This window comes from Bacteroidota bacterium, from assembly GCA_016183775.1.
Classification (GTDB): Bacteria; Bacteroidota; Bacteroidia; order JABDFU01; family JABDFU01; genus JABDFU01.
The window spans coordinates 43238-54981 of sequence record JACPDY010000075.1 but is presented as its reverse complement, the minus strand read 5'-3'; the positions used below and the strand labels follow the sequence as shown (position 1 = coordinate 54981).

Genomic DNA, 11744 nt, shown 5'->3' with positions numbered 1-11744 from the left:
GTGTCGGTAAGTAACATAGGACTTGGGGTTGTAGAGGTTTATTTTTTTCCTCTAATTTTCACCTCAAGTCCTTATCTTTTTAATCTTAACTTTTTTATTATCAACCGTTTGTTGTCAATTTAATCCATAGCTCACGTTATATTAACATAACGCAATTACATTATACGACAACAGTGAAGGTATTATTTATTTGCTGGTTAGGGGCTTGTAAGGCCAAAATACAAATTCAAAAGAAATAGCCAAACTTATTTTATTGGTTAAAAGGTACTGCCTTATTTACCCATATTCTCCATGATCTCATTGCTTACTCCCGTATATGAGTAACCGCCATCGTGGTAAAGATTTTGCATAGTTACCATGCGGGTAAGATCTGAAAACAATGTGATACAATAATCGGCACAGGATTCGGCGCTGGCATTTCCTAACGGAGAAAGCAGTTCGGCATAGTTAAAGAAATCTTCAAACCCTTTGATGCCGTTGCCGGCAGTTGTTTTGATCAAATCCAGTAATCCCCGATCCTGCAGTAGTTATTGTAGGAGATTGTGAAATGGTGTTAATCCTTACTTTTTTTGCTTTTCCATAGTGGTAACCAAAACTACGGGCAATAGATTCTAATACTGTTTTGGCTTCGGCCATATCATTATAAAATGGATATGCGCGCTGCGCGGCAATATAAGACAAGGCAACAACACTTCCCCACTCACTGATGGCATCCTGTTTATGGGCCACGCTCAGCATTTTGTGGAGCGACATGGCGGATATATCAATACTCTTCATATAAAAATCATAGTTCAGATCGGTATAAGGAATGTTTTTACGCACGTTGGGCGACATGCCGATTGAATGCAGTACAAAATCAATTGTGCCACCCATTATTTCCTGTGACTTTGTGAACAGATTCGTCAGGTCCTCAATCGAAGTTGCATCTGCAGGAATGATCTCCGCATTAACTGCTTCAGATAACTTTTTGATCTCTCCCATACGCATCGCTATCGGTGCGTTGGTTAAAACGATCTGAGCGCCCTGTTGATGGGCTTTTTCAGCCACTTTCCAGGCTATTGAGTTAGAATCCAATGCTCCTGATATAATTCCCTTTTTCCCTTTCAGTAAGTTAGTTGACATAAGAGTTACATTTAAGATGAATGACTGATTAATATAAAATTTATTGTTTGCTTTCTTCTGTGATTATATTTTCAATTTGAAATTTAAGTTCGGGTAATTCATTGCAAATAATATCCCAAATTATTGCATAATCAACCCCGGAATAATGATGGATTAATTTATCCCTTGTTCGAGCCATATCTTTCCAGTTAATTTCGGGATATTTTAATACGACCTCATCAGGCAACTTTTTTGTTGCTTCACCAATAATCTCAAGGCTTCTTACAAGGGCTCTTGACAAAATAGAATCATTAATTATCTGCGTTTCGCTTTTATTGGCGGTATTTTCCAAAACAAAGTCCGTTTCCGATAAAATATGCCTCAAAAGTTCAAGCTGCGAGTGTGACATATTCAACTGATTTCAATATGTGCGGACCAATATATGGGCTTAGAGACTGAGGGGTTACAAGTTCAATTGTCCGACCTGTCAGGCTTTCTAAAAAATCAATTAACCCCATAAAATTTCTGAATGTCTTTTTTGGGGGGTCGAACTCAATCAAAAAATCAATATCACTGGCTGGTGTTGGCTCATTCCTAACAAATGAGCCAAAAATACCAAGCTTTGTAACGCCAAACTTTTTTATTTCAGTTTGATGTTTTTTGATAAGGATTATCAGTTGTTCTTTATTGTTAACCGGCTTATTCATGTAAAGTTTATTATTACAAATATACAATATATAAAATTTATGTCTTCAGCAGCTCCTTCGCATTCTTTATAGCGGCATCGCTTGGGTTTTGTGTACTAAGCATTTTGGCTATTTCAATTACCCGTTCGGCCTTATCCAGCTTTTTAATACGTGTGTATGTTTTCTTGTTCTTTTCTTCTTTATACACAAACAGGTGCGCATTCCCTTTGCTTGCTATTTGCGGCAAATGAGTGATGGTTATTACCTGCATGGCTTCGGCCATCCTACCCATTATCATTCCCACTTTATTGGCCACATCACCGCTCACTCCTGTGTCTATCTCGTCAAAGATAACTGCGGGTAATGATGTAAGCTGCGCTATCAATGATTTCAAACTGAGCATTAAACGTGATAATTCCCCTCCGGAAGCTACTTTATGTAATTCTTTCAATGATGAACCCTTATTAGCTGAAAATAAGTAATTTATCTTATCAATTCCAAAGGCATTAAACTCATTATTAGCAATACTTGTCTGGTCGATCTTCAGCTCCGCGTTTGGTATCCCTAACTCTGTCAACATTTTCTTGATATCTTTTTCAATTTTAGGAATAGCGCCCTGCCTCTTTTTAGAAAGCTCTGTAGCCTGCCGCAGCAATGACCCTTCAATTACAATCAGTTCTTTCTTTAATTTTCCTATCTCTGTCTCTAAAGAATTGATGTCAGCTAATTTCCTTCCAAGGTTCTCTTTAATATCAAGCAGCTCTTCAACGCGGTTAACCTGGTGTTTACTTTGCAAACGGTAAATAGAATCCAATCGTAAATTCAATTGTTCAATGCGCCTGGGGTCGTAAACCACTTCCTGCTCAATTGTTTCGAGCTCACTCGCAATATCTTTCAATTCGATCAGTACGCTGTTCAGGCGTTCATTCAATTCATTTATGGATGAATTGTACCTGGACATATTGGCGATCAGCGCTTTCACTTCATTCAGGGAGATAATTATATTATGTTCCCTGCCATGCAAGGCAAAGTGAGCCTTAGACAGACTCTGTTTTATCTCTTCGGCATTGTTAAGCGTTCCCAACTCCTGCTCCATCGTTATTTGCTCTCCTTCTACAAGGTTTGCTTCCTCCAACTCATTGAACTGGAACTGAAAATAGTCATGGTCCTTTTTTGACCGGGCTTCCCGCTCTATCAGTTCATTTAAAAGCCGCTGATGTTCCTTATACTGTTTGTATGAATCCTGATAAGTGTTCAACAGCTTTTCATTGGAGGCATATACATCCACCAGTTCGAGTTGAAATGCGGAATCATTCAATGTCAATGTTTCATGTTGGGAATGAATATCGATGAGCTGCTCTCCCAATTCTTTCAGCAGGTTAAGTGTAACGGGTGTATCATTAATGAACGCGCGCGATTTTCCTTCGGGATTGATCTCTCTTCTGACAATCGTTTCATCCGCAAAATCGATCTCGTTCTGTTTGAAGAAATCATTCAGCTTATAGCCCTTTATGCTGAATGTGCCTTCGACAATACATTTACGTGCTTTATCCTGCAACACTGACGTATCTGCACGTTGGCCGATAATAAGTGACAAGGCGCCCAAAAGGATGGATTTGCCTGCACCCGTTTCACCTGTTATTATAGTTAAGCCATCGGTGAATGAAATATCCAGTTCATCGATCAGGGCGTAATTTTGTATGAATAATTTCTTAAACATTTCTTAAGAATAACTATTCTGAGTAAAGACCCAAAGGTTGCAGGCGCAATTTACGAATGAATGACTTAAGAAAAGTATTGAATTTTCAACAATATACTACCTCAATTGAACAAGACATCAAAAGCCATGTTCACTTACAAGGTAGATAAGGGCCGCGAGACTTGCCGCACCCATTTCCAGTTCACGTTTGTTTACCCCGTCGAATTTATCAGTAGAAGCGTGGTGATAATCGAAATACCGTTGCGGGTCGGGGTAAAGTTCCATTACAGGCACTCCCGCTTTTTCCAGCGGAGATATGTCAACTCCTCCCCCTTCCTGGTCGAAATCATACACTCCATAAGGTGCAAGCAGGGGCTTCCATTTTTTTAACTGTTCACGTTTTTCAGCAGGACCGGTGAATGTAAATCCTCGTGGAGCAAAACCTCCCCTATCGCTCTCAATAGCCAAGATGTGCTTCTCATTGTTTTTCTTTGCCAGCTCCGCGTATTTTTTGCCACTGCACCACCCCCGCCCCATCATCGTGCGCACCATCGCCTGTATCCCAAGAATCCAGGTGGCCGCCAACCACAATAATTTCTTCCGGATGTTCGAAGCCTCTAAGTTCTCCTACCACATTAAAGGATTTTTCATCCGGCAATTTCTCACAATTCATTTTCAGGAAAAATTTAACCTGCGGATCATCCCTTAAAAGATCACTTAAATACTCTGCACCCCATGTACTGATAGCACATGCCGGAATTTTTTGCGGGATACTGTCAAAATAAGTCATTGAACCGGTGTGAGGAAAATCATTTATATCGGTAGTCATAGAACGGCATATTGTGGCCACAGCTCCGAACTTCCCTGCTATACTCGGGCCTTTCCAGCGCTGATCAACCGCTTTGCCATAAGCATTGAAGGGATCTTCCTCCGTTTTATCAAAGGGCCTGTTAAAGAAAACTATTTTCCCTTTTATATACTCTGTCCCGATCTTATACAGATCTTCTATACTTTTCACTTCAATGACCGGAGCTGTAATACCTTCTGCAGGTGTACCCACTGAACCTCCAAGCGCGCAAATATTCATCACATCACCTAATTATTTTCCCAACCTCCTTCTCTCCCCTTACCCAATGCGGTACCATACATTCCTGCATAAATACGGTATCGCTGCCAGCGCTTTTCATAGCCTTAGCAGCCCACTCAACAGCCTTCTGCGCCTGAATAGAGCCGCTCAGGCGTCCGCCGATACTATTACTCAGGTAATCAAGGTTTGAGTAGCATTGTCCTTTGGTAAGGATTTCAGAAAATATTTTTCTGATTATGAGCGAATCTTCCTTTTGTGCGAAGAATGAAGGTGTAAAACCAATGATGAGAATAAGGGATCTGAGTAAATTCATTTTAATTATTTTAGGGTCATAAATGTATCATATATTCATAATAAAAGCACCTTTGGTGGCGACATTATAATATTTCTTATGAAGCATGCGGCACTCTTGTATCCACTTACCGACATGTGAAGCCGAGTTGCTTGAATCAAACACCAGGAGATCAAAGGCTACTGTTTTCGCCAGTTCAACGAGATTAAGCTCACAGTTTGATGACAGTATGACACAATCTGCTTTTAAACCTTCCAGCCCTCCAACCTGATCTTTATCGGTTATATGTACGACTACTTTACCGCCTAACCTGATCTTTTGCAAGCTATCTGTTCGGAAAAAACTTGTCCCGGCTATACCCAGGCTCCAGCGGTTGGGAAGAATATAAAAATGCACCTTTCCCGTTTCTGTTGTAAGTGATCTGTCGGCGATAAAATAATTTTTATTTCCATCAACAAGGTCTATGGCGGAAAGGTGAGGGATGTTATAAACGATGATCTTTTGTTGATGTCCTTCCCCTACCCGTTCATATAAGTTAATTGACAATAAGATCACACCTGTTATAAGAAAAACGACTAAAGGAATATACTTTCTTTTAAGCAGATAAACTATTCCTGAAATTATCAGCAGATAGATTAATCCTGTCTCCATAAATGATATTGAAATACCCTGCCACAAGGCATAAGGCAGCTGTTCCATAAACTTCACCGAACTATTCAAAAACGCCAATAAGTAATTAAGTAACTTACTTAAGGCGGTCCCCAGCCACGGAATATTGCTAAGGACAAAAACCAATATCCCATTATAGATAACCAGGGTGGATAACGGTATCACAATAAGATTTGAAAATAAAAAATAATTAGGGAACTGGTGAAAGTAAAAAAAGCAAAGAGGTAACGTAGCCAACTGCGCTGCGATGGAGACCGAAATTATTTTCCATACCTGGTCAGGCAGCCATTTGGTTGTGTGCCACCAATTATAAATTAAAGGTTGCAGAAAAATAATACCCGCCACAGCCAGGTATGAAAGCTGGAAGCCCACATCAAAAATCAAAAAAGGATCAAAAAGCAGCAACACAAAACAGGAAACCGCAAGTGTATTATAAATATTTGTGTCGCGGTTAATGGAGCGGCCTAACACTACAAAACTAAACATGGTTGCAGCTCTCAATACCGCAGGTGAGAAACCGGTAAGCGCGGCATAGGCCCATAACAACATAATGATCGATATGCCCTTTATGATCTTCCCCTGCTTAAAGCGTTCAATAAACCTCAATAAGAAATTAAACACAACATACACCAATCCAACATGTAAACCTGAAACAGACAATACATGCAATGTACCTGTGCCTGCATAAGCACTGATAATACCGGGATCCAGTTTGTCGGAATAACCAAGTATCAGTGCGGCACCTACAGCATACTCCTGCCCCTTTAACCCCAATTCATTTAATTTCAGGAGTAAACTGTTTCGTGTATCATATACAATACTCATTACTCTGTTTCCCGCATTTTCATTCAACAGCTTCCATTGCTCCTGCTTAATATACTGTTGATGAAAAATATTTTGAAATGACAAATAGCGTTTGTAATTAAACTCTTCGGGATTTTGTGGTGGCGCAATTTCTCTAAGATCGGATCTGAAAACTATCTCATCCCCATATTTTAATGCTGAAGCCCGGGTGTCTTTTTGAATATACACCAATGCTTTACCGTTTACCTGTTCAATTCCATCGCTTGTTACAATTCGGTTTATAATGAACAAACACTTAAGTGTTTTCTCCTTTTCTACAGACGGTTCGGTCAATTGAGCAATAACATAGCCGCCGGAATGAACGTGTTTACTGAAATGGTTCACTGAACGAATTTCAGACTTATTGAGTGTCAATTGTGCACTAAAAAAAAACAGGGCTGAATTAATTGCCAAGCCGCTCATCCAGGTATACTTATAAGCTGTTGTGTGTGGCTTTATGCATATCAGAGCTATCAATGCCATTATACTGATGCAGGAACAAATAAGCAGGATAATCACGTTGTTTAAGAAGTAAACTGCAGAAACAATACCCAGGATCAATGGCAACAATAAGCGAACGAGTGGTGCTTCGTTAAAAAAACGCATATGCAAAACTAAAAAAATGATCATTCAACAATGCTTCCCGGAAAATTATTTCAACGACACTTGCCTATTGGCAGACCTTGGCCCGGCAAACATTCAAGCAGCTAACTTCTAATTTTAAGTATATTTATATTGCTATTGAAGATGATAATCATAATCTACAATCCGTATTTATAATACACTTTTAAGAGCCTTACTTTTGAGCAATTTTTATTTGGCAGCATGTGATTTTTACCTTAAATTCATAACTGATTAAGTATTGTATACTATTTAACATAAAACCCTTGTATGTGATAACAATTGATACCTCTTTATTTCCGCGAAAAACAATTGTACGCTTCTTTTCTTTTGCACTACTATCCATGCTGGTGTGTGTAAGCATTTATACAAGTGCGCAATCAGTAACCGGCAGTATTGCCTTAAAAGACCAGACAGAGGTATTTACCACTCTTCCGGAAATGGAGAATATATCTCCCCAAAAAGACTCTTCACTCAGTTTTATGCCCGACATGAGCCTGTTAGATCAGCCTTTGAAAAGGGACGTATCAGAAACGCAGCGAAAGCAAATAGCCCAAAACATTGCTGCTTTACCCATTAGTTTCAGAAAAAATATGGGACAATGGGATAGCAATATAATATACCGTGGTTCATCTCCAGGCTGGAACGCGAACATTAATTTCATGAAAAATGGGTTGAGTTTTGGTTTCTTATATGAGAAGGAAATACCGGATATCAGGACAGCCCGGCCGGGTGAGGAAGATATGGAATGCCTGGTGTGGAACTTAATTTTCAAAGGTGCAAATATTAATACACGAATAACTGCCGAAGGAAAAGAAAACAGTCACATCAGTTACATCTATAATATAGACGTTGACAAACAACAACTTAATGTTCCTGACTACAGAATGATAAGTTATAATAATATTTATGACAATATTGATCTCCGTTATTATAATGCCGGCAAGGAATTGAAGTATGATTATATAATCCATCCGGACGGTGATATGAGCAGCATTCAAATGAGTTGTGATGGAATTGAAAAACTCACCATTAACAATAAAGGTCAATTGGAGATCAAAACAATTTTGGGAACCCTATTGGAGGAGATTCCCGAGTCATATCAGATTATCAACGGGGTGAAAAAACAGGTGAAAATTCATTATAAACTGATCGATAAAACAACTTTTGGTTTCTACACAAATGAGCGCTACTCAACTTCAGAACCTTTGGTGATCGACCCGGTTACATTGACATGGTGTACAATGCTTGCCCCGGCAGGAGATGGGTCGAGCTATATGCAGGATATTGCAATTGATGCGGCGAGCAATGTATATGGTGTTACTGATGGCACACCTTTGTATCCTACAACTCCGGGAGCCTATTCAACAGGAGTATTTCTAAGAGGATATGATACCTATGTTTTTAAGTTTAACAGCACGGCAACAACTCTGATATGGGGAACTTTTGTCTCTACCGGCCGGGGAAATAATACTTCCGATGAAAGATCCATCGCCCTGGATACACAAAATAATGTTTATATAGTGGGTAGGACTTGTCCGGCCTGTGGCGGCGGCGGTGGAAATCTCATCACAACTCCCGGAGCTTATGATGTTACATACAATGGACCGGCTGCTGGAACCGGCAATGCATACTTCTTAAAACTTAACAATGCAGGTTCAACATTATTGTATTCATCTTACCTGGGGTCAGCCTCTGCTCTGGAAAAAGGAGAAGATATTGCGGTGTCTTCAACAGGTCTTATTTATGTTACAGGCGGCACGCAGGGCCCTTCATTTCCGGTTACAGCCGGCGCATTTGATGTTACCCACAATGGCGGTAATGATATATTTTTAAGTGTAATTAATCCTGCGGGTGCCGGTGCCGCCGATCTTGTATATTCAACTTTTATTGGAGGCACCGGAACAGAATCCGGAATAAGCCTGGCTATAGATCCTTTAGGAAGGGCATGCATAAGCGGTTCAACAAGTTCAGGAAACTTCCCCACCACAGCTGGAGCCTATAGTACAGTGTTTGGAGGCTCTGCGGATGCTTTTGCATGCAAGATCAATCCGGGCGGCGCGGGATTAGCAGATATGATCTACTCTACATTCATTGGTGGCTCTGCCGGAGATGGAGGTACTGGTATTGTTGTTAATGCCGCCGGTGAAGCGTTTCTTACCGGAAATACCGCTTCAGCTAATTTTCCTGTTACTGCTGGTGCTTATGATGTAGCCTATGGTGGTACCATTGCCATTTTTGCTCTCAAACTAAATATATCAGGTACAACACTGCTCTATTCAACATATATAGAAGGCGTCAGTGGTCCGAATATTGCTCTTAGTTCTTCGTCCTGTGATAACAATGAAGTGTTTATTTCAGCAGGTTCGGGAACAACACCTCCCATTACTTCGTGCGCATATAGATCAACTGCCCCGGGCCCTGCTGATGTAATAGTACTAAAATTAAAGATGGCCGGCGGCGGTGTTTCAGATTTGCTATATTCAACTTATTTTGGTGGTAACGCGCAGGATTATGCCAACCTTCCTATTTGCGCAAATGCGCAGGATGAAGTATTTGTCGCTTATACAACACATTCTACAAATACGCCTACAACGGCCGGAGTATTCGGTCCCAATCCGGGTGGGGTGGCAAATGACATTGCAGTTGTTTTTAAATTGAAACCGAGTCTCGCAACCTTAAATTATACATTCGCAATCGGAACATGTAATAATACCGTAAATTTTACAGGAACAGCAAGCGGTACATGTATATGGCAGCAAACATGGACGCCTAATTACTGGAAGTGGGATTTTGGTGATGGACAAACATCCAATCTGCAAAATCCTGCACACGTATACGGATCTCCCGGTACTTATAATGTAAAACTAATCGTTGGATGTCCCAAAGATTCTATTACAAAAAGTGTGGTCATTAATCCTACAGTTACTGTAACCACAACCATTTCAAATAGCAGCTGTGCTTCCAGCAATGGAACGGGAACAGCTACTCCTGTTGGCGGCTCATCACCTTATACCTATAGCTGGAGTAACGGACAAACAACCGAAACTGCCACCGGACTTGGTGCAGGAACATATACAGTAACTGTGAGGGACGCGAACGGATGTGTTGGGCAAAAAACCATAACTATAAATGCAAGCGGAACTTTATCTGCCACTATAACTCCGACAAATAAAACTTGTACTGTGTCCGGAAGCGCAACTTCAACTCCTTCCGCAGGAACACCTTCTTATACCTATTCCTGGAGTAACGGACAAGTAACACAAACCGCGACAAACCTAAGTGCCGGAATATATACAGTAAAAGTAACCGATGCAGCCGGTTGTTCGCTTACACAATCCGTTACTATTACACAGCCCGCTGCCATTGTTCCCGTTATAAGTTCGGGTAAGCAGGCTACCTGTGGTCTGAATAACGGAAATTCAACTGTCACTGCATCCGGCGGAACATTGCCATATACCTATAACTGGAACAACGGACAAACTACACAGACTGCTACAGGACTTGCTGCAGGCAATTATACAGTGACTGTAAGAGATGCCAACGGCTGTAGTTCAACACAAAAAGCGGTGATAACCACCATACCTCCTTCGGCCTTTACTTTAACCACTACGAATGGTACCTGCGGTAATGGCGGAAACGCAACCGCTACTGCCACCGGAGGAACAATTCCGTATACTTATATCTGGAGTGGAACTGCACAAACATCCAATGCCGCCACAGCCTTGTCGGCAGGAAACTATACTGTGACAGTAAGTGATGCCAATGGTTGCATTTCAACTAAAACGTTTACAATAACCGACACTCCAAGCCTGGCATCAGCTACATTTACAATATCCCCCGGCACAACGGTTTGTACAGGAACTCCTGTAACATTTACGAATACAGGTACAACAGGGACATATAATTGGGTCATTTCAACAATATCTCCTGCAAATGTAAGCGGCACGACAGTTAATTTTTCATATACTTTTTTAACCGCAGGAAATTATAGTGTTTCTCATACAGTGACAACCAGCGGCTGTTCCAAGAATGTAGTGACTCCGGTTACAGTTATTGTGTGCTCTGGAAGCCCCACTGCAGCGGCAACGGGCAGTTCTGTTTGTCCGGGCAGCTGCGCAACGGCAACATCAAGCGCAACAGGAGGGACTGCACCGTACACATACTCCTGGAATAATGGCGCAACAACGCAAAATATCAGCCCCTGTCCGGCATCAACCACTACTTATACTGTAACAATAAGAGATTCGGGCGGAAACACATCAACTTCAACAGCTGTAGTAACAGTCAATCCGGCAGTTACTGTAAGCGTCACGCCAACTAATATTGTTTGTAATGGAGGTAGCGGTTCAGCCTCGGCAACAGGCAATAGTGGTACAACTCCATATACCTATACCTGGGGTGGCGGAGTTTCAGGTTCAACAATTTCGGGTTTGTCATCGGGAACGTATACAGTAACAATAACAGACAACAAAGGATGCACAGCAACAAATACTACGACAATAGTAGCGCCGCAGCCTTTGACCGGACAATTTACAAAGGGCACAGCGAACTGTTCCGGTTGCGGCTGCAAAGAATGGGTAATGGTAAATGCAACAGGCGGTACAAGTCCGTATAGTTACACCTGGCCTGACGGCTATGTAAACAGGTATAAGAATCGTGTTTGCCCGGATACCTACACAATAAACGTTACGGATAAAAATGGCTGCAGTATAAATGTAAACCTTACGGCACCTTGATCAATTA

5 protein-coding genes and 2 pseudogenes are annotated in these 11744 nt (G+C 41.1%); 1 reads left to right on the top strand and 6 read right to left on the bottom strand.

The window, feature by feature from the left end:
- Positions 1 to 272 precede the first annotated feature (272 nt).
- The 6 genes and pseudogenes from HYU69_09525 to HYU69_09500 all read right to left on the bottom strand — a co-directional run bounded on the left by HYU69_09525 (position 273) and on the right by HYU69_09500 (position 7007).
- Positions 273 to 1122: pseudogene (locus HYU69_09525) on the bottom strand (SDR family oxidoreductase).
- Between the two features lie 40 nt (positions 1123 to 1162).
- Positions 1163 to 1510, bottom strand: a complete 348-nt coding sequence (locus HYU69_09520; GenBank protein MBI2270576.1) for a DUF86 domain-containing protein — start codon at positions 1508 to 1510, stop codon at positions 1163 to 1165.
- Positions 1491 to 1808, bottom strand: coding sequence for a nucleotidyltransferase family protein (locus HYU69_09515; GenBank protein ID MBI2270575.1), 318 nt, complete (start codon positions 1806 to 1808; stop codon positions 1491 to 1493). Before HYU69_09515 ends, HYU69_09520 begins: the two co-directional genes overlap by 20 nt.
- Positions 1809 to 1845: 37 nt before the next feature.
- Positions 1846 to 3507, bottom strand: a complete 1662-nt coding sequence (gene recN / locus HYU69_09510) for a DNA repair protein RecN (protein ID MBI2270574.1) — start codon at positions 3505 to 3507, stop codon at positions 1846 to 1848.
- A 117-nt stretch (positions 3508 to 3624) separates the two neighbouring features.
- Positions 3625 to 4886, bottom strand: a pseudogene (locus HYU69_09505) (M28 family peptidase).
- A 27-nt stretch (positions 4887 to 4913) separates the two neighbouring features.
- Positions 4914 to 7007: a ComEC family competence protein gene (locus HYU69_09500; GenBank protein MBI2270573.1), complete on the bottom strand. Its 2094-nt coding sequence runs from the start codon at positions 7005 to 7007 to the stop codon at positions 4914 to 4916.
- A 263-nt stretch (positions 7008 to 7270) separates the two neighbouring features.
- Here HYU69_09500 and HYU69_09495 point away from each other — a divergent pair, with 263 nt between their 5' ends.
- A complete protein-coding gene (locus HYU69_09495) occupies positions 7271 to 11737 on the top strand; it encodes a hypothetical protein (protein MBI2270572.1) in 4467 nt (1488 codons plus the stop codon).
- Positions 11738 to 11744: the final 7 nt, after the last annotated feature.

Excerpts from the sequence above, each read along its gene's own strand:
- HYU69_09520 (MBI2270576.1), bottom strand. The coding sequence starts at position 1,510 with ATGTCACACTCGCAGCTTGAACTTTTGAGGCATATTTTATCGGAAACG.
- HYU69_09515 (MBI2270575.1), bottom strand. The coding sequence starts at position 1,808 with ATGAATAAGCCGGTTAACAATAAAGAACAACTGATAATCCTTATCAAA.
- recN (MBI2270574.1), bottom strand. The coding sequence starts at position 3,507 with ATGTTTAAGAAATTATTCATACAAAATTACGCCCTGATCGATGAACTG.
- HYU69_09500 (MBI2270573.1), bottom strand. The coding sequence starts at position 7,007 with ATGATCATTTTTTTAGTTTTGCATATGCGTTTTTTTAACGAAGCACCA.